Genomic DNA, 24,185 nt, shown 5'->3' on the forward strand with positions numbered 1-24,185 from the left:
ACCATGGTGCAGGTCGAAGACCTGCCCCACCTGCACAGCTTTATCCGGGGCCTGACCCTCGACCTCGACGCTGTCTGTGCCGGAATCACCCTGCCCTACAGCAACGGGCCTGCCGAAGGCGTCGTCAACAAGATCAAAATGATCAAGCGGCTGATGTTCGGCCGCGCCGGATTCCTGCTCCTCCGCAAGATGATCTTGCACCGCTGATCAAAGCTACATTCCGTAACCACGAAAATCTTGGCAGAACCCTTAGAGTGATACCCCCCTAACCCCTGATCTGGGATGTCCGTCAAACCGGAACAAGCTCATGAGCAGTGGCGGTGTCGGGCGGAGTGTGGCAGTGGGGAAATGGTCGAGCGTTGCGAGGGGTGGGTCTGTGGGGCGCGATCCGTACCGAGAGCCTGGGCCGGGGCGTACAGCACTTGAGTGGCGGCAGTGCCGGGCGGAGCGTGGCAGCGGGGAAACGTTCGAGCGTGGCGAGGGGCGGGCTCTTCGCTTGCGCGAAGTGAAGGCCCGTGACGGTCAGGGGGATCGCGTCCTACCCGGTGATGGTGCTTCCCCGCGGCCCTGGGCTGTTCCCATTGACACCACTCGGCGGGACGCCGCCCTTGCGCAAGGGGCCCGGGTGCCTTCGGAGCCTCGTCTCCTCCGTCCAGGCGCGGCCGCGTCCCTCGGTCCTCGGTGGGTCAAGGTAATGGGCGGAGTACTGGTTCGGCGGGGAAATAATGGGCGTACGAGGGGTTGGGGCGGGGGTGCCGTTGGGTTTCGTGGATGGTCAGGGCAGAATGCCCGGGATGTCGTATACCCCGGTGTTCTCCTGCGCCGGGGACTCGGACACCGCGAGGAGGCCGGGATGAGTAGGCGGCGGAGGGCCGGTATCGCGGGCGCGGTCGTCGGTGTCGCGTCCGCCGGGGTGGCGGCGGTGGCGCTGGCCAAGCGTTACGCCGTGGGCCGCATCCGGTTGCGTCCCGACCCCGAGGCGGGCGAGCCGTTCGGCGAACTGCGCGGACGTGCCGAGACCGTGGTCACCTCCGACGGCGTCAGTCTGTACTGCGAGGTCGACGGCGTGGAGGACGCGCCGCTCACCGTGGTGCTCTGCCATGGGTACACGCTCAACCTCGACTCCTGGCACTACCAGCGGCGCGACCTGAGCGGCACCCACCGTGTGGTGCTGTGGGACCAGCGCTGCCACGGGCGCTCGCAGCGCAGCCCCGCCGAGGACTCCACGATCGACCGTCTCGGTGACGACCTCGCCGAGGTGATCGAGGCCCTGGTACCAGGCCCCTGCATCCTGGTCGGCCACTCCATGGGCGGCATGACCATCATGGCGCTGGCCGACCGCCGTCCGGAGCTGTTCCGTGAGCGGGTGCGCGGCGTGGCGCTGATCTCCACGTCGGCGGGCAAGCTCGCGGAGCTGACGCTGGGGCTGCCCGCGCTGGTGTCCAAGGCGGTGCACAAGGTCGCGCCCACCGCCGTGTCGGCGATCGGCCGTCGCGGGGCCTGGGTCGACCGGGGGCGGCAGGCGGGCAGTGACGTGGCATTCTTGGGATTGCGGCTGTTCGGGTTCGGCGATTCGGCGAACGCGAGCCCGACCGTCGTCGACTTCGTCGAATCGATGATCAGATCCACGCCGACAGAGGTCATCGCCGAGTTCTATCCGGCGCTGATGTCGCACGACAAGCTGAGCGCGCTGGGCGTTCTCGGCGATGTGCCCACCGCGATCCTGGTGGGCGAGAAGGACTGGCTGACCCCGCCCGAGCACGCGGGCGCCATCGCCGCGGCGCTCCCGCACGCGCGGTTCACCCAGGTGCCGGACACCTCGCACCTGGTACAACTGGAGCGCCCGGGCGTGGTCAACGACGCGCTGCGCGACCTGCTGAAGCAGGCCGCCGGGGAGGGATGACCGCGATGGAGGAGCGCCGGGTGGCGGCGACCGCCGACGACATGCGGGCGCTGGGAGCCGAGCTGGCCGAGCTACTGTCGGCCGGTGATCTTCTGGTGCTGTCCGGGCCGCTCGGCGCGGGGAAGACCACGCTGGTCCAGGGGCTGGCCGACGGCCTGAAGGTACGCGGGCCGATCACCTCGCCGACGTTCGTGATAGCACGCGTACACCCGTCGCTGTGCGGCGGACCGCCCCTGGTACACGCCGACGCCTACCGCCTCGGCGGCCGGCTGGAGGTCGACGACCTCGATCTGGACGCCTCGCTGGAGGAGTCGGTGACGGTCGTCGAGTGGGGCGAGGGCCTGGTCGAAGGGCTCACCGACGAGCGCCTGGAGGTCTCCATCGAACGCCCGGAGGAGGACGGTGGCGACGAGACCCGCATCGTCCACCTCCACGGCATAGGCCCCCGCTGGTCCACGACGGCCGACTGAAGCCCCGGCGCTGTTTGCGCCCGGATCCGTCCACGCATGTGGAGTCGGTGCCTCGGTAGGTGGTTGAGTTTCGGCTGTTCGATTCCGTATGCCCCCTCCTGGGGTTGGTGTCCGCTGGTCCATGACGGCCGACTGAAGCCGCGGCCTTTCCGTCCCCGGATCGTCCGCGTACGTGGGGTCGGTGCCTCGGTAGGTGGTTGAGTTTCGGCTGTTCGATTCCGTATGTCCTCTTCTGGGGTTGGTGTCCGCTGGTTTGGGGCGGGCCGTCCGAGGGGTGAGCCGTGGTGTCGATTGCCCGGAGTTGGGGCTGGCGCGAACTCGTGGTTCGCCTGTCGCGGATCGGGATGGGGGGTTTGTTGTTCTGTGGGAAGTGGTGGGCGTATCCACTAGGTAGCTCTTACGTTTTCCGCCACCACACGGGGCGGGTTTTTGGGACGCTTGACGTCAGTCCCGGTTGATATAGATCATCGGTCTTGAAGATCGCCTGCGGCGGGTTGGGCTGATATTTCGGGGTATCAGGTTCATTGGGCGATCAACAGTCGACGGCGAAGTGGAGCACGCGGTGGCAGCGGTGTCGAGAATCAGGCGTGTCACGGCCGTGGGGGCCCTCGCGATGATCGGTGTGGTGGGGTGCAGTGCGGAGGCCGGTACCGGGGCGCCCACGCCCGCGCCGACGCCGACCGATTCGGGGGCAACGCCCGCGCCGACCGGGCCCGGGCGTCAGAACATCACGGTCCGGCTCAATCCCGACAGCGTGATCGAGGGCGAAGAGTCCAGCGTGTGGATCCTGGCCAACTGTCCCGTGCCGAACGGCGGCCCGGAGCACAGTGGCAGCGCGACCTCCGACGCGTTCGTCCGGGCCGTCACCCTGGACCCCGTGCCGCCGCCCACGCCCACCGCGACCGCCGACGGCCAGCCCGCCCCCGTTCCGTGGGTCCGTGGCGAGGCCCAGGTGCGCAGTGGGGCCGACCCCGGCCGCTACAACGTCGATGTCAAGTGCGAGGGCACCAACGACACCGGCAGAGGGCGGCTGCGGGTGACCGCCGACAAGGACGAGCCCACGGTGGTGCCGACCAAGGCGCCGAAGGCGGGCGGCGGCGGTACCGCGGCCGGGGCCGCCCAGAGCGACGAGGGCCTGTCGCCCGGCCTGACCGCGCTGTTGCTCGGCGCGGCGCTGGCGGGTGGCGTCGGCGTGGCCGTCGTACGGCGTCGTCGCTCGTAGGCGTCCTGGCGAGCAAGTAGCAAAGCACCTGGCATGGCGGAAACACGGTGGGGCCGCATCGTCCTGGCGGGGGTGGTCACCGGCGCGGTACTGGTCGCGATCAACCGCGGCGGGCAGGAGGAACGACCGGCCTCCCAGGCCGGCGTGGTGCCCCGGAGCATCGACATCCCGGCGCTGAAGCTGGAGGCGCCGCTGATGAAGCTCGGCATGTCCGGCGACGGCGAGGTCGAACTGCCCCCGTACGAGAAACCGGACACGGCCGGATGGTTCCGGCACAGCGCGGTCCCCGGGGACGAGGGCGCGTCGGTCATCATCGGCCACGTGGACACCAAGACCGCGCCCGCCGTGTTCTACCGGCTCAGGCAGCTTCGCAAGGGCCAGGAGATCCGGGTCGAGCGCAGCGACGGCAAGGTGGCGAGGTACCGGGTCCAGTCGGTGGAACAGGTGGACAAGAACCGCTTCCCGGCCCGCCGCGTCTACGTGGAGGACGGCCTGCGGCTGGTCACCTGCGGCGGTTCGTTCGACTGGTCCAAGCACGAGTACCGCGACAACATCATCGTGTACGCCTCCCTGGTCAAGCGGGCTTGACCCGCTAAAACCGCTCGCCGGACGCCGGCGCGATGCGAAACCATGTGTGGATGAGCGACCAGGACGAGATCGCCGTCCCACGGGCGGCCGGTGTCCGGCTGCCCTGGCACAAGGTGCCCCCGGCCGTGCGCGCGGCCGTCGAGGAGCACCTGGGCGGGCGTGTCGTCGAGGCCGTCACGCAGGTCGGCGGGTTCTCGCCCGCCGCCGCGGCCCGGCTGCGGCTCGCCGACGGACGCCGGGCGTTCGTCAAGGCGGTCGGGTCCGAGGTCAACCCCGACTCCCGCGGGATGTACCTCGAAGAGGCCAAGATCTCCGCCGCGCTGCCCGCCACGGCTCCCGTGCCGCGGCTGCTCGCCGCGTTCGACACCGACGGCTGGGTGGCGCTCGTCTTCGACGACGTGGACGGACGCCAGCCCGCCATGCCCTGGCGGCCCGACGAGCTGGCCCGGGTGCTCGGCGCGCTGGGCGAGCTGGCTCGGCTGCCCGCCCCGCCCGCCGTTCCCGCCCTCGAAGACCGCCTGGCGCGGGCCTTCACCGGCTGGCGCAGGCTGGCCGGCGGCGAAGACGTCACCGGCCTGCACCCGTGGGCGGTGCGCCACCTCGACGCGCTGGCCGCGATCGAGGCGGACTGGCCGCTGGGGGTGGCGGGCGAGACGCTGGTACACGCCGACATCCGCGCCGACAACGTACTGCTGACCGGTGACCGGGTGGTGATCGTGGACTGGGCGTGGGCGAGCCGGGGGGCGGCCTGGTACGACCTGGTGCAGATGCTGCCCAGCGTGCGAATGCAGGGCGGGCCGCCGCCGCAGGAGGTCCTTGACGGGCACCCGCTCGGCCGCGTCGCCGACCCCGGCGCGGTGACCGCGGTGGTGGCGGCGCTCGCCGGGTTCATGCTGAGGATGAGCCGTCGGCCCGATCCGCCCGGTCTGCCCAGTCTGCGGGCCTTCCAGCGGGCCCAGGGCGTCGTGGCGCTCGACTGGCTGCGCCTCCGCACCGGCTGGCCGGACTGACCCCGCCCACCTGGGCGCCGGCGGGCGTGGGCACGTCCGGGAGCCGATAGGCTAGACGTTCGTGCTGGTCCTGGCCTTTGACACGGCGACCCCCGCGGTCACCGCTGCGATTTACGACGGTGCCCGGGTGCTCGCGGAGTCCACCACGATTGACGCCCGGCGACACGGTGAGCTGCTGATTCCCGCTGTTCAGGCGGTGCTGCGCGAGGCCGGTGCGACGCCGCGCGAGCTGACCGCCATCGTCGCGGGCACCGGCCCCGGCCCCTACACCGGGCTGCGGGTCGGCCTGGCGACCGCCCAGGCGCTCGCCGCCGCCGCGCAGGTTCCGGCGTACGGCGTCGGCACGCTCGACGCTCTGGCGCACGCGGCCGGCATGTCCCGGCCCTTCATCGCGGCCACCGACGCCCGGCGCAAAGAGGTCTTCTGGGCCCGCTACGCCGCCGACGGCACGCGCGAGGCCGGGCCGTTCGTGGACAGGCCGCACGACCTGCCCGCCGAGCTGCCGGTCATCGGGGCGGGCGGCCTGATGTACGCCGAGATCATCGGCCCCGGCCGGGTGGTCCAGGACGCGCCCGAGCACCCGTCGGCGGGCGCGCTGGCCGCCATCGCCGCCGCCCGCATCACCGCGGGCGCGGAGCTGGACCCGCCGCTGCCGATCTACCTGCGCCGCCCCGACGCGCAGGTGCCCGGCGCGCCGAAGCGGGTGACGGCGTGACCGGCGAGCCCTCCGCGGCGCTGCGCCCCATGACCGTGGACGACCTGCCCGCCGTGCTTGAGATCGAGCGTTCCACGTTCCCCGCCGACGCGTGGAGCGAGGGCATGCTCCGCGGCGAGCTGGACGACCAGCCGCGGACCCGCCACTACGTGGTGGCGCTGGTGGGCGGGGAGATCGTGGGATACGCCGGGCTCGCCGCCGCGGGCGACCAGGCCGATGTGCAGACCATCGCCGTCACGGCCGCGCACCAGGGCACCGGCGTCGGCGGGGCCATGCTGCGCGAGCTGCTGGCCGAGGCGGCACGCCGCGGCGCCACCAGCGTCTTCCTTGAGGTGCGCGCCGACAACCCGCAGGCCAGAGGCGTCTACGAGCGGTACGGCTTCACGGAGCTCGGCGTACGCCGCGGCTACTACGACGACGGCACCGACGCGATCACGATGATGAGGAAGCTGCATGGCTGACCAACCGCTCGTGCTGGGCATCGAGACCTCCTGCGACGAGACCGGCGTGGGCATCGTCAGGGGCCACACGCTGCTGGCCAACACGATCGCCTCCAGCGTGGAGCAGCACGCGAGGTTCGGCGGAGTGGTGCCCGAGGTGGCTTCCAGGGCCCACCTGGAGGCCATGACGCCCGCCGTGGAGCGGGCTTTGGCCGAGGCCGGGGTGGGCTTCGGCGACATCGACGCCATCGCCGTCACGGCCGGTCCCGGGCTCGCCGGGGCGCTGCTGGTCGGGGTCGCCGCCGCGAAGGCGTACTCCCTCGGGCTCGGCGTCCCGCTGTACGGCGTGAACCACCTGGCCGCGCACGTCGCGGTGGACCAGCTCGAACACGGGCCGCTGCCCAAGCCGTGCGTGGCCCTGCTGGTGTCCGGCGGGCACTCGTCGCTGCTGCTCGTCCCCGACGTGGCGCACGACGTGATCTCGCTCGGCTCGACCGTGGACGACGCGGCGGGCGAGGCGTTCGACAAGGTCGCCAGGGTGCTCGGGCTGCCGTTCCCGGGCGGCCCGCACATCGACCGCGAGGCCCGCGAGGGCTCGGGCGCGGCCGTCGCCTTCCCGCGCGGCAAGTACGACGACGGCACGCTGGACTTCTCCTTCTCCGGCCTGAAGACGGCCGTGGCGCGCTGGGTGGAGGCCCGCCGGGCGGCCGGCGAGTCGATCCACGTGCCCGACGTGGCGGCGTCGTTCCAGGAGGCGGTCGTCGATGTGCTGACCCGCAAGGCGATCGACGCCTGCCGCCGGTACGACGTACGCGACCTGCTCATCGGCGGCGGTGTGGCGGCCAACTCGCGGCTGCGCGCGCTGGCCAGGGAACGCTGCCAGGCCGCGGGCATCCGGCTGCGAGTGCCCCGGCCCGGCCTGTGCACCGACAACGGCGCGATGGTCGCCGCGCTCGGCGCCGACCTGGTGAGCGGCGGCGCGGCTCCCTCCGCCCTCACCATCCCGGCCGACTCCTCGCTGCCGATCACCACCGTCCACGTCTGAGCGGCCCCTCGGTCAGTCCTTGGCGGTCCTGGCCGGGCGCAGCAGCGCCTCGGCCAGGGCCAGCATGGTCTCCTCAAGCGCGCTGAGCCTGCGGGTGAGGTCGGCGTGGGCGGGCTGGACGACCTCGCTCACCGCCTCGGTGAGCTGGTCGCGGTCGGGGTGGGCGTCGATCAGCTCGGTGAGCGCGGCGGCGGCCTTGGACAGGGCCTCGAAGCGCCTGGCGTGGTCCTCGCTCTGCGCGTCGAGGAGTTCGCCGACCTTCTCGCCGACGCGTTCGCCGATGCCGAGCGTGGCCGGAAGCTGGCCGATGCGCTGGTTGACCGCCTCCACGTGGTCGTCCACCGCCTCGATCTGCTCCCTGGTCTCCTCGGCCCCGCCGGCCAGCTCGGACAGCCGGGTGTCGACCTTGTCGAGGCGGCCGCCGAGCCCGGTCAGTACCTCCGCCGCCGCCGCGAGCCGGTCATCGGCCTGCCCGATCCGCTCGCCCAGCGCCTCGACGCGCCCCTCGATGTGCCTGCCCGCCTGCTCACCGGCCGCCGGGCCGACGGCGTCGATGCGCTCGCCCAGCCTGGACTCCGCCGTGTCGATCCGCTCACCGACTCTCGCCTCACCGCCGCCGACGATCTCGCTGATCCGCCCCTCCAGCGCGTCGAGGCGTTCGGACAGCCGCGTCTCCGTGCCCTCCACCCGCTCGGTCATCTGGGTCTCGGCGACGCCGAGCAGGCCGCCGATCCGCTCGATGGCCGTCTCGACGCGGGCGGTGAGGGCGGTGGTGTCGTCCTGCCGGCGCTGGGCGAGGTCGGCCACCGCCTTGTCCAGCCGGGCGAACCGGCCCGCCGCCGCCTCCATGCTGCTCTGCATCTGACCGAGGCGGGCGGTGAAGTCGCCGATCCGCTGGGACACCGCCTGGGTGCCCTCCACCAGCGTCGCGAGGCGTGACAGGGCCTGCTCGACGTTCTCGCCCACCGCGCCGATGTCGGCCCACACGCTGGGCAGCTCGGCGATGGGCTTGACCTGCTCGCCGACCGCGTCGACGTGGACACCGACCACGTCCACGTGGTCGCGCACGGCCTCGATGTGCTGCGCCAGCCCCTCGGCCCAGGAGGGCGGGCGGGTGGTGATCTCGTCCAGGCGTCCGGACACGGCGTCGAGACCGCCGCTGAGGCCGCCCAGCTCACGCTCGCGTACCTCGCGCAGCAGCCACTCCATGCCCTCCAGCCGCTGCCGGATCTCGTCCAGCACCGCACCCTGCGTGCGCTGCTCGTAGACGTGGTCCTGGGCAGCGCGCGCGAGGAGTTCGCGCATGCGCTCGGAGATGGCGGTCTGACTGCCTGCCTGCAACAGGGTGTTGCCGGAGTGGTCCACCGAATGGCTCCTTCGCTCGCCGACGGTCGGCCGAACAGCGGTGGGATGGTCGAGGCTCGGAGCCCGGGGGGCCGCATGGGCCCGACCGGTGTGGACGACCTCACCGAGTCACTGACGGCGGGTCCCTCCGAGGCTCCAAAACTGTAGCCCGTCCTGGCGGGATCGGATGCCGGTAATCAAAAACTTGGTGATTGTCGAGGAATTGTCCCTAAATCAGGGAGGCGGTGTGTTTCGCCGGGGCGGTGGCGGTGCAGAGAAGTGCGAACGGCTTTTCGGCGATACGGGTAAGTACCACCGTGAGGGAATTCTCCCCGGAAAGGCGGAGATCTCGGCGTAGCCGTTCGATGTCCACGGCCGAGCCGCGCTTCTTCAGCGTCACGGTGCCGACCCGCCGCTCGCGCAGCGCCGCCCGCAGCCGCTTGAGCGAGAACGGCATCACCTCGCTGACCTCGTAGCGCGCGGCCCAGGGCGTGTCGACGTCCTCGTCACCGGTGATGTACGCGATCCGCGGGTCCAGCAGCCGCCCGCCCACGGAGGCGGCGATGTCGGCGACCAGGTGCGCCCGGATCGCGGCGCCGTCCGGTTCGTACAGGTAGCGGCCGGGCGGGCCGGTTTCGGGAGCCGTCTCGGACGAGCCGGGGCCGGTGGCCAGGGTCATTCCGTACGGGAGCATCGTCGCTCTCCGCAGGAAGGGCCGTTCCGAGCCTTCGGCCGATGGCCCGGCGAGGTCGCCGAGCCAGATGGCCGCCTCCTTGACCTCGCCGCGGTACGAGACCCACTCAGCCTCCGCCCCCTCCGGCACGAACTCGTACGGCAGCCCCGGGGCCACCTTCAGGCACGCCCCGCGGGCCGCCGCCGCCATGGCGAGCGCGTCGGGCAGGGGAGGGGAGTAGGACATCGGGTCGAACACCCGCCTGGCCGAGGTACGCCGGGCCGGGTCCAGGAACACGACGTCGTGGTCGCGGGGATCGACGGAGGCGGCCTCGGCGGTACGGACCCGGACGAGGTCGGAGAGGCCGAGCGCGTCGATGTTGGCCTGCGCGACGGCGGCGGTGAGCGGGTCGCGATCCACCGCCACCACCCTCAGCCCGGCCCGCGCCAGCTCGATCGCATCGCCCCCGATCCCGCAGCACAGATCCGCCACCGACCTGCCCGCCGCGTCGTCCGGGCCGGTGGCGATTCGGCGGGCGCGGTGGGCGGCGACCTCGGGGCGGGTGGCCTGTTCCAGGCCGTCCGGGGTGAAGTACATGCGGGCGGCGTCGGGGCCGAACTTGGCGTGGGCGCGGGTGCGCAGGCGCGCCTGGGTGAGCGCCGCCGTGGCCAGATCCGCCGGGTGGACGCGGCGGAGCGCGGTGGCCGCCGCGACCGGATCGTCCCTCGACGCCAGCTCCATGGCCATGGTCAGGGCGGCCTGCCCGCGGCTCGTCAGGAGCTCAAGAAATGCGTCAAGGTTCATGTTCCCGACGCTATCGCAGGGGGCCCTCCGGGTGGTCCAGGAGCGGTGCATATGAGGGGATAAGTCACCATATTTAGGTCATAAGTGATAGATCTTGCATAGTTGCGATTTACCCGGCACCCAACAGGAGTGCCCTTGGCGGGCAAACACGGCGCAAGTGGGTGATGCCAGGAAAAGGGATGGTGTTGTTTGTCTTTCTGGGATCAGAGGTATTCAAGACGACGGAAGATTCGAGTGGCGAGTTGGTGAGTTCGATTCGAGACCGTCCAACTTTTGCCTGGCGAGCACGAAGTACGGAGTCGCAAAGCGATGATCAGGAAGATGACAACCGCGGGCCTGCTGGCCGCAGGTCTGGCCATGACCTTCGCCGCCCAGGCGAGCGCCGGCACCGAGCCGACGAAGAAGCCTGCCGAGAAGAAGCACGAGACCGTCAACACGCTGTACTACGTGTACCTGTGCGACGTTGAGAAGAACAACGTCGGTCACTGGGTGGGTACGTCGTTCGAGGGCATCTACAACGCCCAGGACAAGAAGCACCGCCGTAGCGACTGCGACCGGTACGTGTACACCGATGACTCTTTCAACAGGGACTTCAAGAACAAGAAGTCGAAGGACTCCCACGACCGGGAGATCGAAGTCGAGAAGTCCTTCAACAAGGACGACTCGGCCAAGGGCTCCTACAACAAGGAGGCCACGGCCAAAGACTCGTTCAACAAGGACGACTCGACGGACGTGAACTACGAGGAAGAGAAGAAGTACACGTACGTCGAGGCCGACAAGGCGGACCACAAGAAGCACGAGTGGAAGAAGCCTGAGTACAAGAAGCCGGAAGAGAAGAAGTCCGACGAGAAGTGGGACGACGAGAAGAAGTCCGACGACAAGAAGTCGGACGACAAGAAGTACGACGAGAAGAAGTACGACCACAAGAAGCATGAGTACAAGAAGCCCGGATACAAGAAGTCCGGGCTTGACCTTGAGGGCTGGGTCTTCGAGGACTCGGAGCACAACAGCGCCGTCCTGAGCCAGGACTGACGCGTCGGCACGCGCACCCGGTTCGCGACGAACGGGCCGGGTGCCGTCCCCCACAGGGGCCGGGCAGGGTCATGCCGGCCCCCTTTTCCCATGCCCCCACCAGGGCGGAACGGCCGGTCTCCATCACCCTGAGACGTCCATGTCGAACGGGCACTCCCGCGCGCCCCGGCAGACCCGTCCGAAGTGAGCCCGTCGGCGGAATGCGCCTGACCTCCCAGGCCGCCCCCGTGCGATGCGATCCCGCAGGCCGCTCGGCCTGAACCGACCCCTTGACGCGGGTCCCCCGCCGACGCATGGCGGAATGAGGGGCGCCCGGCCGCGCCCATGGCCGGATACCCGGCCCGCGTCCCGCGCCCACCATCGGTATCCGCGCCGGGGCCGCCTGGCGTGCGTCTCGGACCCGGCCGGGCGGCGGGACCAACACACGGCCTGCGCGATGTCCGGTCAGAACGTTCCCCTGTCCCCCCTTCGGCGGACGCCAGGCCCGCTCTCGGAGCCGTTGGCCGGGCCGCCGCGTGCGTCCGTCGCAGGCCCGCGAACGGGCGGCGCCGCCCCGCCCCTGGGCATGTGCGGCCGAGCGGCCCACGGCCACGTTCGGGACGCCCGCTCGTCCCGACCCGGTGCCGTCCGGTTCGGCCTCGTCGCTCACCCGGTGGAACGGTCGTGGAACGGTCTTGGTCGTCGCAATTCCTGCACGCTGCGGGATCCGGCCGCCGTACTTGCCATGGCGGTTCGCGATCGACCGGCTCTCGACATTGAACCGGAGGGAAATATTGCCACTGAGAGGTTTGATGGGATGGCGTCCAATTTGGAATGATACGCCCGCCCAGTATGTCGCTTTTATCCCACTAAAGGGTGTACCGGTGAGAGTTGGGCTTTCTTTACCGCTATTCGCTTGCTATTGGCGCAATGTCTCAGGTCTACTAATTAGTGGCTCGGCATCCACGGAGGGAGGCCGGGCTATCAGACCAGATCGAACGGGAGATTGTCATGCTCAAGAAGTTCATCGTCGGCAGCGCCGTTGTCGCCGGCTTTGCCGCCCTGGGACTTTCCACGCCGGCGTATGCGGGTGAGGGCTGGGAAAGCAACGCTGCGGAGCAGAGCGGAAATGTTAACGTCTGCGGTAACCGCACCATCGGGGACATCTTCATCCCGATCATCCCGCTGGGCCCGGTCACGAACTCCAACAACGAGTCGACGGACTGCAGCTTCCGGGTGCACCAGAACTAAGGTGCCCCCGGCAAGCCTCGACGAGCGGGTGCCGAAGCAGCGATTCGCTCATGGGGGCAGCACGTGGATCCTTCGCCACCGTGCACTCCTGGCCGGTCGGGCACCATTGGCCGGCCGCTCACCTGCGACGCGGACTCGCGGTCTGCGGGGGCGGCCGGCCTGGGCCGGGGAGCGAGAGGGGGCGGGCGGCGGCGGGTCCGCTTATCGCCGTTCCTGGTCTGTTCGTTCACGTTGGGCGCGATGAGGATCTCTAAGGTCCGCGTGCCCGCGTGATCGGCGGATCTTCGAGGGTATACGCCTCTGATGCAACGAAATCCATTATTGGGGATGCATCGGCTTCGCGAGGATAAAGTTGGGCTTGCGGGTGTCGCGGCGAAAGCCGTGGCACCCGCTTCCTTTTTTGTTCCGCCAGATCTGCGCCTAACCGGCTCTGGTGTCGGGGTTTGTCGTACGTGCGGGCAGGTCAAGCCATCGCTCAGTGCGTATTAAGGTTCGCGTTCACCGGGCTGTGGTCGTTGGCGTGGCGCATGACTTCCGTTGGGGTTCTTTTTGCGGTCGCTGGAGTGGTGATTGGCTTGCCGTTCGTGTCGCCTGCCGTTTTACTGGCTAGCGGCTCGGCCGTCAGTGGTACGAGCTGAATTCTCATTCCGAGATCGATCGGGAGATCTAAATGCTCAAGAAGCTCGCACTCGGTGGGACCATGATCGCCGCATTCGCCGGCGTGGGGCTCGCCGCACCGGCCCACGCGGCCACGCCGTGGCCCGGGGGCGAGACCAACGCCTCGCAGCAGAACGGCAACACGATCACCTGTGGCAACAGCGCCATCGGCGACGTGTTCGTCAACCTCCTCAACCTGACGCCGGTGACCCTCGCCGACCGCAAGCCGGTGGACTGCGGCATCCGGGTCACCCAGAACAACAACTGAGCCGCAGACGCTGAGTTCCCTTTCCTGACGGGTGGCGGAAGCGGAGACCGCTAGGGAGACGTTCGTGACGCCGGCCTCCAGCCCGCCGTCTCCATCTGGAGGCCGTCGTCCGAGGCGCGGCGTGAGACGACGGCCCGTGAACCACCGTCGATCTCCATCGGCCGCCCCTCGGTGCCCTTGCCCGATCGACCGCCGGGGCCGGTCGTGGACCGCCCCATCGGGCGCTGTCCGGCCCCAGGGGCCGGTCGATCGGGTGCGATACCTCACACGCCACCTCTGGCCGGGGAACTCATGGCGACCGGCGAGTCCGGCGGGTCGTCCTCGGCGTATGGACGGTCACCGCCGGGATCGCCGGGTCGCCGGGGCCTTCAGGGAGACGTTCCGGCTGTGCGGGCACCGCTGCCGACGCTGCGGTGCCCCTTTTTCGTGGATTGCGAATCCTGTAGTAGTAGGCGCACTTCATGCCCGAAGTCCGATTTATTGGGATATAGGCATCAGGCGGCTGAAGTCCGCAAAGTGGAAATCCGGTTGATTGCCGTTTCTTTACGGCAATAACGGTGCTATTGGCTTGCTGTTCGTGACCGGTCCGGGTCTACTTGCAATCGGTCCTGCGCTCGGGTGGCGAGCGCCGGAGCCTCACGCAAGATCGATCAGGAGAATTCAGATGCTCAAGAAGCTCGCAATCGGCGGAATGCTGACGGCGTTCGCCGTCTCGGGGGTCGCCGCGCCGGCGGTGGCGGCCGCACCTTGGCCGGGGGACGAGACCAATACCGCCCAGCAGTCCGGCAACGTGATCGTGTGTGGCAACAGCGCCATTGGCGACATCATCGTCACGCTCCTCAACCTCGCCCCGGTAAGCGTCGCGACCAAGAAGCCGGTGGACTGCAGCGTTCGCGTTTACCAGAACTGAGCCGCTTGAGTCGCACACAAGGGGTGACCGGACGCCGGCGCGGACCTCGGCCCAGGGGCCTTGGTGGACCGTCTCCAGCGTCGGCGCACACCTTCGGCCACGGGCGCACCGAACCTTCGGTTCCCGCTCGTGCGAAGGCTCTGGGGGAGACATCGATGGGACCCTCCCATCCGGTGTCTCCCCCTCTCGCATGTACGGCCGGCCTCTCGCATGTACGGTCGGCGCGGCGGTGTCGGTCACGCAAGGTAGTGGGAAGATCCGGACAGTCTTCCTATAAGCCCCTGAGGTAGGAAATCTCCAATTCGCCTGCCTGAAAGCCGCTAGAAGCCCCAACCGTAAGAATTCCCCCTTCAGGGCCCGCGAATGCTCGCATGAATTCACCTGCCCGGGATGGTGATTTGCCTTTTCTTTACGGCGGTTATGGTGCAATTAGCTTGCTGTTCGGCCCACGGGTGGGTCTACTTGCTATCGGCTCGGCCTTCAGGTTGGTACGAGCTGGATCCTCATCCGAGATCGATCGGGAGATTTAGATGCTCAAGAAGCTCGCATTTGGTGGTGCGGTGCTCGCGGCTTTTGCCGGAGTGGGGCTCGCCGCTCCGGCCCACGCGACCATCGGGCCCGACGACGGCGGCAATGTTGCTCGGCAGTCGGACAACATCGTCGTCTGTGGCAACCAGGCCATCGGCGACATCATTATCCCGGTGATTCCTCTCACCCCGGTTACCATCGCCACGCGCAAGCCTGTCGACTGCAGCATCCGGGCCTACCAGAACAACAACTAATCTGGTACCCGTGATCAACGGGGTATTTGATCGCCCACTGAGGGAGCCGGCGCCGCGAGGCGCCGGCTCCCTCGTGTGTCCGGCCCCGCCGCCCCGGGCCGGGAAGCCCATGATCGAGTGTGTGCGCGTAGTGTGGACCCTTGCGCGTTCTGCCGCCCGTAGCGACACGCGTTCCTCTCTGGGCGGACAGGATAGGGCCTGACCTGCGGGCGGTTCGTGTTGACGACTCGCGCACCCTTGCATACTGTTTCGTGTTGGCACTCTCCCCTTGAGAGTGCCAACATGCGACGAGGCAGGTCTGACACCCGCGACGGCAGGCCCCGCTGGTCGCCTCTTCTAGATAATCGAAATCTGAAGGGGAGGTCCGATCGTGACGACCGCCACCAAGGTTCCCGTTAAGCCGCTCGGCGACCGCATCGTGGTTCAGCCGCTTGAAGCCGAGCAGACCACCGCCTCTGGCCTGGTCATCCCGGACACCGCCAAGGAGAAGCCGCAGGAGGGCAAGGTCCTCGCGGTGGGCCTCGGCAACTGGGATGAGGACGGCGAGAAGCGGATTCCGCTCGACGTCAAGGAGGGCGACGTCGTCCTCTACAGCAAGTACGGCGGCACCGAGGTGAAGTACGGCGGCGAGGAGTACCTGGTGCTCTCCGCCCGTGACGTGCTCGCCATCATCGAGAAGTAAGCGCCCACGGGGACTTACTCACATGACGTATCCGAGCCCCGGGCGCACCTGAGCCCGGGGCTTTGATGCGTCCTCCGCTGTGCCCCCGAGCCTCCCTGGCTCGTTAGAGAGGACTGTCATGCCGAAGATCCTGGAGTTCGAGGAGGACGCGCGGCGCGCTCTTGAGCGTGGCGTGAACGCCCTCGCCGACGCCGTCAAGGTGACCCTCGGCCCGCGTGGCCGCAACGTGGTCATCGACAAGAAGTTCGGTGCGCCGACCATCACCAACGACGGCGTCACCATCGCTCGCGAGGTCGAGCTTGAGGCCCCGTACGAGAACCTCGGCGCCCAGCTCGCCAAGGAAGTCGCGACGAAGACCAACGACATCGCCGGTGACGGCACGACCACCGCCACCGTGCTGGCCCAGGCGATGGTCCGCGAGGGTCTGCGCAACGTCGCCGCGGGCGCCCAGCCGATGTCGCTCAAGCGCGGCATCGACCAGGCCGCCAGGGCGATCAGCGAGAAGCTCCTTGAGTCGGCCCGCCCGGTGGTCGACAAGAAGGAGATCGCCGACGTCGCGACCATCTCCGCGCAGGACGCCAAGATCGGCGACCTGATCGCGGAGGCGTTCGACAAGGTGGGCAAGGACGGTGTGATCACCGTCGAAGAGTCCAACGCGATGGGCCTGGAGCTGGAGTTCACCGAAGGTCTCCAGTTCGACAAGGGCTACCTGTCGCACTACATGGTCACTGACCAGGACCGGATGGAGGCCGTCCTGGAGGACGCCTACATCCTGCTGACCCAGGGCAAGATCGCCTCCGTGGCCGACTTCCTGCCGCTGCTGGAGAAGGTCGCCCAGACCAAGCGGGCGCTGTTCGTGGTGGCCGAGGACGTCGAGGGCGAGGCCCTTGCCGTGCTCGTGACCAACAAGATCCGCGGCACCTTCACCTCGGTCGCGGTCAAGGCCCCCGGCTTCGGCGACCGCCGCAAGGCGATGCTCCAGGACATGGCCATCCTGACCGGCGGTCAGGTGGTGTCCGAGGAGGTCGGCCTGAAGCTGGAGCACGTCGGGCTGGACGTGCTCGGCACGGCCCGCCGGATCGTGGTCACCAAGGACACCGCCACCATCGTGGACGGCGCCGGTGAGGCGTCCGCGATCGAGGACCGGATCCGCGAGATCAAGCTCGCCATCGAGCAGAGCGACTCCGACTGGGACCGCGAGAAGCTCCAGGAGCGCCTCGCGAAGCTGGCCGGTGGCGTGTGCGTGCTCCGCGTGGGCGCGGCCACCGAGGTGGAGCTGAAGGAGAAGAAGCACCGCCTGGAGGACGCGATCTCGGCGACCCGCGCCGCGATCGAGGAGGGCATCGTCTCCGGCGGTGGCTCGGCCCTGATCCACGTCGGCAAGGACCTCGGCGACCTCGGCCTGACCGGTGACGAGGCCACGGGCGTGGCCATCGTCCGCCGCGCGCTGGTCGAGCCGGCCCGCTGGATCGCCGAGAACGCCGGCCTCGAAGGCTACGTCGTGACCTCCAAGGTCACCGAGCTTGAGGCGGGTCACGGGTTCAACGCGGCCACGGGCGAGTACGGCGACCTGATCGCTCAGGGCGTCAACGACCCCGTCAAGGTGACCCGCTCGGCCGTCCAGAACGCCGCTTCGATCGCCGGCATGCTGCTGACGACCGAGGCGCTGGTCGTGGACAAGCCCGAGGAGGAGGCCGACGCCCCCGGTGGCCACGGTCACGGTCACGGCCACGGGCACTGACCGCGCCCCGGCGTAACGGCTCTCACGTACGGCCCGCGCCCCCTCTCACGGAGGGGTCGCGGGCCGTACGCGCGTGCAGGGTCACATGTGCCATTCCGCGGGCATGTGATCAGTGGGACGCGAGTGCGTCAGATAGAAATCTGTTTCGCGGTAAACCTACGCCCGGCTTAAAGCGTCGTCCAAGGATCGCCCCAATAGACCGCATATTGGCTAATCCCCGGAAATATTTCGTGGCAATTAATCCGCACTGTCGTCATTCGATTACGGGGGGTCAGCGTCCCGTCAATGTGACCAATCCGTAGCCGTTCGCCATGACGACAGGCCCGATCAGTACGGGCATCATGCCTAACGTGACCGAGGGAAGCGTCGCCGACGCCATAGGTGGGGTAAGGCTTGCGACGAGATCGGATGAGTCCGACCTCAGGGAACTGACGAGCCTGGCCGTTCAGGGGGATCGCAGTGCGATCGAAACATTGCTCGGGCGGTTGCGCCCGATGGTGGTGCGTTATTGCCGTGCACGACTGGGCCGAGTAGCCGGGCAGTATCACATTGCCGATGACGTCGCCCAGGAAGTGTGCATTGCGGTGCTGTCCGCGCTGCCGCGCTACCGCGACATGGGGCGCCCGTTCGCGTCGTTCGTGTTCGGCATCGCCTCGCACAAGGTGGCCGACGCGTTGCGCAGTTCGGTGCGCTCGGCCGTACCGACCCAGGACCTGCCCGACGGGCCTGACGACGGTCCTGGGCCCGAAGAGACCGTGGTCCGCTACATCGAGGCCGAGCACGCGCGGCGGCTGCTGTCGCGGCTCCCGGACAACCAGCGCGAGCTGATCATTCTGCGCGTGGTCTCCGGCCTGTCCGCCGAAGAGACGGGTAATGTACTCGGCATGTCACCAGGTGCCGTTCGGGTCGCCCAGCACCGGGCGCTGGCGCGACTTCGCGCGATGGCCGAGCTGGAGTCGATCGCTTGAGCGCGCTCGACCCCTTCTGTCAGGCTCGCTCGCTGCGGCCCGGCGGCGAGGAGTCGGGCGTGGTCGCCGACGACATGATCTGCCACGCGTTGTCCCGCCGGGAGGCGCCCGCCGAGCCGGATGACCCGGCGGTCCGTCTGCTACAGGCGCTGATCGACGACGTCGATCAGCGCCGTTCCTCGGTGTCGATCACGCCATCGACGTAGCCTCTGGCGTACTCCCAGCTCACGTAGTCGGTCGGGTTGGGCTGGAAGGCGGGCTCGTGTACCTGCGGGCGGCCGTGGTCGATCATCTGGCGTAGGTTGCCGCGGAGCAGGTCCCAGTCAAAGTAGTGCTGTTCACCGCATTCGGGGCAGTCGAGCACCAGGCCCAGTACGCCCTGCGGCTCCAGGAGCGAGCGGAACACCTCCACGTCGGCGAGGTCGGTGATGGCCTCGTCGCGCTCGGCGGGCGTCAGCGGCTCGCTCTCCGTGAGCCCGCCGAAGGCTCCGGCCGGGTCTTCAGGATCGTCCGCGAACGGGTCGCGGGGGAGATCTTCCACGCATCCCACCTTGTCAACGACTATGGGGAAAGAGCCTATAGTCTGGCTTCCCGTATTGCTCGGTGTGTGACGCGCCTGATGAAGCACTGTTTGCCGTCGCTGTCAGCGCCCGGTGTCCGGGCCGCCGTACCGCTCACCGGTCAGCCTCCTCCAGCCAGCCCCGCCGGGCGGCCCGCACTCCGGCGTGGAAGCGGGACTGCGCGCCGAGTTCGGTCATCGCGTCGGCGAAGCGTGCCCGTACCGTGCGTACCGAAACCCCCAGATTCCTGGCGATCAGGACATCGCCCATCCCCTGGGCCGCCAGCCGCAGCACCTGCACGACGCCGTCGGCCGAACCGGCCCACGGCAGCGGCTCGGCCCGCGCCCACAGCTCCTCGAACAGCGAGCCCAGCACCCCGACCACCACGGAGGCCCGCACGAAGTAGCACTTGTAGCCGTGGTCGGGCGGGTTGCCGCCCCACAGCGCGGGCAGCCCCGCGGTGTCGTGCCCGGCGGTGAAGAACCAGCTCGGCACGCGGTCGAGGGTACGGGCCTGGCCGCCGCCCGCGGTCAGCGCCTGGAGCTTGCCGGCCAGGCCGGGCACGTCCAGCGACTCGGCCGGGACGATCAGGCGCAGCGACATGAGCCCGCGCCGCTGCGCGTCGATCCAGGTGTCGGCGTACCTCGAGGTGAAGTCGGCCATCGTGCGGTGGTCCGGGATCGCCGCGCAGACGTCGAGCGGGGGCGCGTCCAGCGCCATGCCCACCACGCTCTCGAACAGCTCGTCGGCGCCGCTGACCGGCTCCACGGGGAACGGGCCGCTGCGCAGGTCGTGCCCCGCGTCGTAGTCGCGCATCAGCTCCCTGATCGAACTCAGCGCCGAGTCGATCTGCCTGCTCTCGGCCGCCAGCCGGTCCAGGCGCTCGGCGACCAGGCGCCCGAGCGCCGCAGCCGGGTGCCTGGCGAAGTACTCGCCCGAACGCTGGTCCACCACGCCCAGCCGTACCAAGGCGGTCAGCTGCTCGCTCAGCCGCTCCTGCGGGTGGTCCGTCGCCGCGGCCAGCTCGGCGGGGGAGGCGCGGTGCAGCCGTAGGATCGTGGTGTAGAGCACGGCCTGGGCCGGGGTGAGGCCGAGGCCCCCGAGCGGGTCGGATAGCGTGCGGGAGTCGTTGCGCATCGGCGGGGCTCCTGGGGGACGCGATGTGCCGTGAGAATAACCCGGTCACGGCGCGGTGGTCCCCGGCTTGGGCGGAGTCCGTGCAACCTGGTTGCAACTTTGTGCAGTTGCACGTTCTTTCGTTGCGCAATGACGCCGAGTGACGCAGGCTTGACACAGCGTCGGCATCGCCCGTCGGATCGACGGCCCGCTGACCGGAGACGGAGGGGGATCCGGTGGCAGGCGCTTTCCGCCGGTCGGTGCCGGTGGCGGGGGATCGGGGGGAACACCGACCTTTCCGATCTCCCGTCTTCTCGTCTCCGGCCGCGTGCCCGCGAGCACGGACCGGGGCCGGTCGTCGCCCGGCCCCGTGCCATGTCGGTGATTGTCACGACTCGTGGGCCCGTGGCCGGACGGCGGTACGTGGGGATCGTCGTCCGCCCTCGGGCCCACGCGCCGCTCCCCGGGCCGCCCGGTCCGCCGCCTGATGTAAGCCCCGCATGTCAATGCTCCATGCGCCCACTAAACTGATCTGGTACCGCTCCACAAGGGCTTCGCCACGGTCGGGGTCCATGATCATGGGCGCGCCACGGCAGAGGGGTTTCCAGCAATGGCCAAGTTCACCGAGACCGGGCTCACGTACGACGACGTCCTGCTCGTCCCGGCGTATTCCGACCTGCAGCCGGGCGATGCCGACACCACCACACGCCTGTCCAGGTCGCTCAGCCTGCGCATCCCGCTGATCTCCGCCGCGATGGACACCGTCACCGAGGCCCGGATGGCGGTGGCGATGGCCCGCCAGGGCGGCATCGGCATCCTGCACCGCAACCTGTCGATCGAGGAGCAGGCCCAGCAGATCGACCTGGTCAAGCGGTCCGAGGCCGGGATGGTCACCAACCCGGTCACCTGCTCGCCCGACGACACCCTGGCCGACGTCGAGCGGCTGTGCGCCCACTACCGCATCTCCGGCGTCCCGGTCACCGACGACAACGGCGTGCTGGTCGGGATCGTCACCAACCGCGACATGCGCTTCGAGACCGACCAGAGCCGCCAGGTCCGCGACGTGATGACCCCCATGCCGCTGGTGACCGCCCAGGTCGGGGTGTCCCGCGACGAGGCGTTCCGGCTGCTGCGCTCGCACAAGGTGGAGAAGCTGCCGCTGGTCGACGCGGGCGGCCGGCTGCGCGGCCTGATCACGGTGAAGGACTTCACCAAGAGCGAGCAGTATCCGCTGGCCACCAAAGACGTCAACGGCCGGCTGATGGTCGGCGGCGCGGTGGGCGTCGCGGGCGACGCCGAGAAGCGCGCGATGGCGCTGCTGGAGGCCGGGGCCGACGTCATCGTGGTGGACATCGCGCACGGCCACTCCCGGGGCATGCACGAGATGGTGGCCAAGGTCAAGAAGAACGGCGACGCCGAGGTGATCGCCGGCAACATCGCCACCAGGGCGGGCGCCCAGGCCCTCATCGACGCGGGGGCCGACGCGGTCAAGGTCGGCGTCGGACCGGGCTCGATCTGCACCACCCGGGTGGTCGCGGGCGTCGGCGCGCCGCAGGTCACCGCGATCTACGAGGCGTCGCTGGCCTGCCGCCCGGCCGGGGTGCCGGTGATCGGCGACGGCGGCCTGCAATACTCCGGGGACATCGCCAAGGCCCTCGCGGCCGGGGCCGACACCGTCATGCTGGGCAGCCTGCTGGCCGGGTGCGAGGAGTCGCCGGGCGAGCTGATCTTCATCAACGGCAAGCAGTACAAGTCCTATCGCGGGATGGGTTCGCTGGGCGCGATGCGCAACCGCGAGCGCGGCGGCTCCTACAGCAAGGACCGCTACTCGCAGAGCGACGTCGCCAACGAGAGCCTGCTGATCCCCGAGGGCATCGAGGGCCAGGTCCCCTACCGCGGCCCGGTCGCCGCGGTCGCCCACCAGCTGATCGGCGGGCTGCGCCAGGCGATGTGGTACACCGGCTCCCGTACGGTCGCCGACATGCACGAGCGGGGCCAGCTCATGCCCATCACCGCGGCCGGTCTGACCGAGAGCCACCCGCACGACATCCAGATGACGGTCGAGGCGCCCAACTACCACGGCCGCTAGCAGTTCCGGCCAGGAAGAAGCACAGCATGACTCAGGTGGAGATCGGCAGGGGCAAGAGCGCGCGGCGGGGCTACGCGCTCGACGAGATCGGCATCGTGCCGTCCCGCCGCACCCGCGACCCCGAAGAGGTCTCGATCGCCTGGCAGATCGACGCCTACCGGTTCGAGCTGCCCGTCGTGGTGAGCCCGATGGACAGCGTGGTGTCCCCCAAGATCGCGATCGAGGTGGGCCGGCTGGGCGGGCTCGCCGTTCTCGACCTCGAAGGGCTGTGGACCCGCTACGACGACCCCGAGCCGCTGCTCGCCGAGGTCGCCGAGCTGGAGGGCGAGGCCGCGACGCGGCGGCTCCAGGAGATCTACTCCGCGCCGATCAGCGACGAGCTGATCGGACGGCGCATCGAGGAGATCCGCGCCGCGGGCGTGGTCACCGCGGGCCGGCTGTCACCGCAGCGCACCGCCCAGCACCACAAGGCGGTGATCGACGCGGGCGTCGACATCTTCGTCATCCGCGGCACCACCGTGTCGGCCGAGCACGTCTCCGGGCAGGCCGAGCCGCTCAACCTCAAGCAGTTCATCTACGAGCTGGACGTCCCGGTCATCGTCGGCGGCTGCGCGACCTACACGGCGGCGCTGCACCTGATGCGGACCGGCGCGGCCGGCGTGCTCGTCGGCTTCGGCGGCGGCGCGGGCCACACCACCCGCACGGTGCTCGGCGTGGCCGTGCCGATGGCCACCGCCATCTCCGACGTGGCCGCCGCCCGCCGCGACTACATGGACGAGTCGGGCGGCCGTTACGTCCACGTCATCGCCGACGGCAGCATGGGCACCTCCGGCGACATCGCCAAGGCCATCGCCTGCGGCGCCGACGCCGTCATGGTCGGCTCCCCACTGGCCCGCGCCGCCGAGGCCCCCGGCCGCGGCCACCACTGGGGCTCCGAGGCCCACCACCCCGACCTGCCCCGCGGCAGGCGGGTCACCTTCGGCACGGTCGGCACCCTGGAGCAGATCCTGCACGGCCCGTCCTCGGTGGCCGACGGCTCGATGAACCTCATGGGCGCACTGCGCCGCACGATGGCCACCGCCGGTTTCTCCGACATCAAGGAGTTCCAGCGCGTGGAGGTCGTGGTCGCCCCCCGCTGACCCCCCACCCGGCCACCCGCCGACGCCGTTCCTGTATCGGCCCTGCGGTGTGGCCGGATTTCTCCCGGGGGTCGCTCGGCCGTTCGGACGCCTATGGCGTGTGAGCAGGGGCGAGGGCGGTGTCGTAGGGGGGCGGCAGCCGGGTGGGGGAGCGCCCGGACCGCTTCCGCGATCCCGAAAGCGGATCCGGGTTCGAGATCCGGTCGTCACCACCAGAGACCACAGTGGTGGGCGGTCTTCATGTTGATCGGTCGTATCGACTCGGGGGCGAGGTCGAGCGCGCGGCCGGCGTCGGCAGCGGCCCGAAGTGGCGGAACCGGCGCAGGTGCCGGGTGGTCCGGGGCGAGATCTGCAGCAGTGGGCGTTCCGGCAGCCGGTCCTTGACTGCGTGGCCGGCTTGAGCGCTGTGCCCGGCTGACGTACGGGCCTTGAGCGTCGGCCGCCCCTTCTCGTCGATCACCGGGTCGGGCTGCTCCGGATGCCCGGCGTCGGCGGCTCGGCCGGCCCCCGATCACACACCGCCGGCCGGTCCCGCGCGGCTGCGACGGCGCGGTGTCAAAGGCCACCATCCCAGGCGAGGACCTGCCTTCGGCCCGGTGCTCGATCGGTCACTCCTTGCTGTGGAGCGGGGCGGTGACCGGCCCGGTTTCCGTCGTGCCGTCGTCGGCGGATGCGACGAAAATCGCTGTTCGCGGCGGCCCTGCCCGGCTTTCGGCCACCCGGCGGGCCGCACATGGATCACTTCACGTAATCACGGAGGATCCCATTCCCGTTACTCGAAACGATCTTTACTTTTA

25 protein-coding genes are annotated in these 24,185 nt (G+C 69.5%); 20 read left to right on the top strand and 5 right to left on the bottom strand.

What is annotated here, in order from left to right; genetic code table 11:
- The 9 genes from DP939_RS29320 to tsaD form a co-directional block, all read left to right on the top strand.
- Positions 1-207 (top strand): transposase (locus DP939_RS29320; protein WP_147268188.1); only part of this gene is annotated, 207 nt, incomplete at its 5' end.
- 646 nt (positions 208-853) lie between these two features.
- Positions 854-1,903: an alpha/beta fold hydrolase gene (locus DP939_RS29325; RefSeq protein ID WP_113984068.1), complete on the top strand. Its 1,050-nt coding sequence runs from the start codon at positions 854-856 to the stop codon at positions 1,901-1,903.
- Positions 1,900-2,373 (top strand): tRNA (adenosine(37)-N6)-threonylcarbamoyltransferase complex ATPase subunit type 1 TsaE, encoded by a 474-nt coding sequence (tsaE, locus tag DP939_RS29330; RefSeq protein ID WP_404828613.1) that lies wholly within the window; start codon positions 1,900-1,902, stop codon positions 2,371-2,373. The genes DP939_RS29325 and tsaE overlap by 4 nt, the downstream gene beginning before the upstream one ends.
- 571 nt (positions 2,374-2,944) lie before the next feature.
- The gene (locus tag DP939_RS29335; protein ID WP_147268189.1) at positions 2,945-3,595 is read left to right on the top strand and encodes a hypothetical protein; all 651 of its coding nucleotides are present in this window, start codon (positions 2,945-2,947) and stop codon (positions 3,593-3,595) included.
- Positions 3,596-3,628: 33 nt separating this feature from the next.
- Positions 3,629-4,183, top strand: coding sequence for a class F sortase (locus DP939_RS29340; protein WP_113984071.1), 555 nt, complete (start codon positions 3,629-3,631; stop codon positions 4,181-4,183).
- Between the two features lie 50 nt (positions 4,184-4,233).
- Positions 4,234-5,193 carry an aminoglycoside phosphotransferase family protein gene (locus tag DP939_RS29345; RefSeq protein WP_113984213.1) on the top strand — a complete coding sequence of 320 codons (960 nt, stop codon included), beginning with the start codon at positions 4,234-4,236 and terminating at the stop codon, positions 5,191-5,193.
- 61 nt (positions 5,194-5,254) lie between these two features.
- On the top strand, positions 5,255-5,908 hold the full coding sequence (gene tsaB, locus DP939_RS29350) for a tRNA (adenosine(37)-N6)-threonylcarbamoyltransferase complex dimerization subunit type 1 TsaB (RefSeq protein WP_113984072.1): 654 nt from the start codon (positions 5,255-5,257) through the stop codon (positions 5,906-5,908).
- Between the two features lie 29 nt (positions 5,909-5,937).
- Positions 5,938-6,369: a ribosomal protein S18-alanine N-acetyltransferase gene (gene rimI, locus DP939_RS29355; protein ID WP_113984214.1), complete on the top strand. Its 432-nt coding sequence runs from the start codon at positions 5,938-5,940 to the stop codon at positions 6,367-6,369.
- Positions 6,362-7,393 carry a tRNA (adenosine(37)-N6)-threonylcarbamoyltransferase complex transferase subunit TsaD gene (tsaD, locus tag DP939_RS29360; protein ID WP_113984073.1) on the top strand — a complete coding sequence of 344 codons (1,032 nt, stop codon included), beginning with the start codon at positions 6,362-6,364 and terminating at the stop codon, positions 7,391-7,393. Before rimI ends, tsaD begins: the two co-directional genes overlap by 8 nt.
- A gap of 12 nt (positions 7,394-7,405) precedes the next feature.
- Here the strand turns inward: tsaD and DP939_RS29365 are convergent, their stop codons facing one another.
- On the bottom strand, positions 7,406-8,758 hold the full coding sequence (locus DP939_RS29365) for a coiled-coil domain-containing protein (RefSeq protein WP_113984074.1): 1,353 nt from the start codon (positions 8,756-8,758) through the stop codon (positions 7,406-7,408).
- A 208-nt stretch (positions 8,759-8,966) separates the two neighbouring features.
- Positions 8,967-10,214 carry a class I SAM-dependent methyltransferase gene (locus DP939_RS29370; RefSeq protein ID WP_113984075.1) on the bottom strand — a complete coding sequence of 416 codons (1,248 nt, stop codon included), beginning with the start codon at positions 10,212-10,214 and terminating at the stop codon, positions 8,967-8,969.
- 321 nt (positions 10,215-10,535) lie between these two features.
- On the opposite strand from DP939_RS29370, the gene DP939_RS29375 reads away from it, so the two are divergent.
- From DP939_RS29375 to DP939_RS29415, 9 genes are all read left to right on the top strand, one after another.
- On the top strand, positions 10,536-11,246 hold the full coding sequence (locus DP939_RS29375) for a hypothetical protein (protein ID WP_113984076.1): 711 nt from the start codon (positions 10,536-10,538) through the stop codon (positions 11,244-11,246).
- A 990-nt stretch (positions 11,247-12,236) separates the two neighbouring features.
- Positions 12,237-12,476, top strand: coding sequence for a hypothetical protein (locus DP939_RS29380; protein ID WP_113984077.1), 240 nt, complete (start codon positions 12,237-12,239; stop codon positions 12,474-12,476).
- A 670-nt stretch (positions 12,477-13,146) separates the two neighbouring features.
- Entirely contained in the window at positions 13,147-13,401 is a 255-nt protein-coding gene (locus DP939_RS29385) for a hypothetical protein (RefSeq protein ID WP_113984078.1), read from the top strand.
- Positions 13,402-14,065: 664 nt separating this feature from the next.
- Entirely contained in the window at positions 14,066-14,311 is a 246-nt protein-coding gene (locus tag DP939_RS29390) for a hypothetical protein (RefSeq protein WP_113984079.1), read from the top strand.
- 530 nt (positions 14,312-14,841) lie between these two features.
- Positions 14,842-15,093 (top strand): hypothetical protein, encoded by a 252-nt coding sequence (locus tag DP939_RS29395; RefSeq protein ID WP_111165265.1) that lies wholly within the window; start codon positions 14,842-14,844, stop codon positions 15,091-15,093.
- 370 nt (positions 15,094-15,463) lie between these two features.
- Positions 15,464-15,775 (top strand): co-chaperone GroES, encoded by a 312-nt coding sequence (gene groES, locus DP939_RS29400; RefSeq protein ID WP_450097545.1) that lies wholly within the window; start codon positions 15,464-15,466, stop codon positions 15,773-15,775.
- A gap of 118 nt (positions 15,776-15,893) precedes the next feature.
- Positions 15,894-17,516 carry a chaperonin GroEL gene (gene groL, locus DP939_RS29405; protein WP_113984081.1) on the top strand — a complete coding sequence of 541 codons (1,623 nt, stop codon included), beginning with the start codon at positions 15,894-15,896 and terminating at the stop codon, positions 17,514-17,516.
- A gap of 341 nt (positions 17,517-17,857) precedes the next feature.
- A complete protein-coding gene (locus DP939_RS29410) occupies positions 17,858-18,484 on the top strand; it encodes a sigma-70 family RNA polymerase sigma factor (protein WP_111165298.1) in 627 nt (208 codons plus the stop codon).
- Positions 18,481-18,690: a hypothetical protein gene (locus DP939_RS29415; protein WP_113984082.1), complete on the top strand. Its 210-nt coding sequence runs from the start codon at positions 18,481-18,483 to the stop codon at positions 18,688-18,690. Before DP939_RS29410 ends, DP939_RS29415 begins: the two co-directional genes overlap by 4 nt.
- Here DP939_RS29415 and DP939_RS29420 read toward each other — a convergent pair.
- Together DP939_RS29420 and DP939_RS29425 are read right to left on the bottom strand one after the other, a co-directional pair.
- On the bottom strand, positions 18,651-19,025 hold the full coding sequence (locus DP939_RS29420; protein ID WP_113984083.1) for a DUF5319 domain-containing protein: 375 nt from the start codon (positions 19,023-19,025) through the stop codon (positions 18,651-18,653). The two genes, DP939_RS29415 and DP939_RS29420, sit on opposite strands and share 40 nt — an antisense overlap.
- A gap of 133 nt (positions 19,026-19,158) precedes the next feature.
- Complete coding sequence (locus DP939_RS29425; RefSeq protein ID WP_113984084.1) at positions 19,159-20,181, bottom strand: helix-turn-helix transcriptional regulator; 1,023 nt, start codon at positions 20,179-20,181, stop codon at positions 19,159-19,161.
- A gap of 589 nt (positions 20,182-20,770) precedes the next feature.
- Between DP939_RS29425 and guaB the strand changes: the two genes are divergently transcribed.
- Positions 20,771-22,249, top strand: coding sequence for an IMP dehydrogenase (gene guaB, locus DP939_RS29430; RefSeq protein ID WP_113984085.1), 1,479 nt, complete (start codon positions 20,771-20,773; stop codon positions 22,247-22,249).
- 26 nt (positions 22,250-22,275) lie between these two features.
- On the top strand, positions 22,276-23,388 hold the full coding sequence (locus DP939_RS29435; protein ID WP_225878570.1) for a GuaB3 family IMP dehydrogenase-related protein: 1,113 nt from the start codon (positions 22,276-22,278) through the stop codon (positions 23,386-23,388).
- 238 nt (positions 23,389-23,626) lie between these two features.
- On the opposite strand, the gene DP939_RS45585 is transcribed toward DP939_RS29435, so the two are convergent.
- Positions 23,627-23,848 (bottom strand): hypothetical protein, encoded by a 222-nt coding sequence (locus DP939_RS45585; RefSeq protein ID WP_147268190.1) that lies wholly within the window; start codon positions 23,846-23,848, stop codon positions 23,627-23,629.
- Positions 23,849-24,185: the final 337 nt, after the last annotated feature.

The organism is Spongiactinospora rosea (genome assembly GCF_003315795.1).
GTDB classification, from domain to species: Bacteria; Actinomycetota; Actinomycetes; order Streptosporangiales; family Streptosporangiaceae; genus Spongiactinospora; species Spongiactinospora rosea.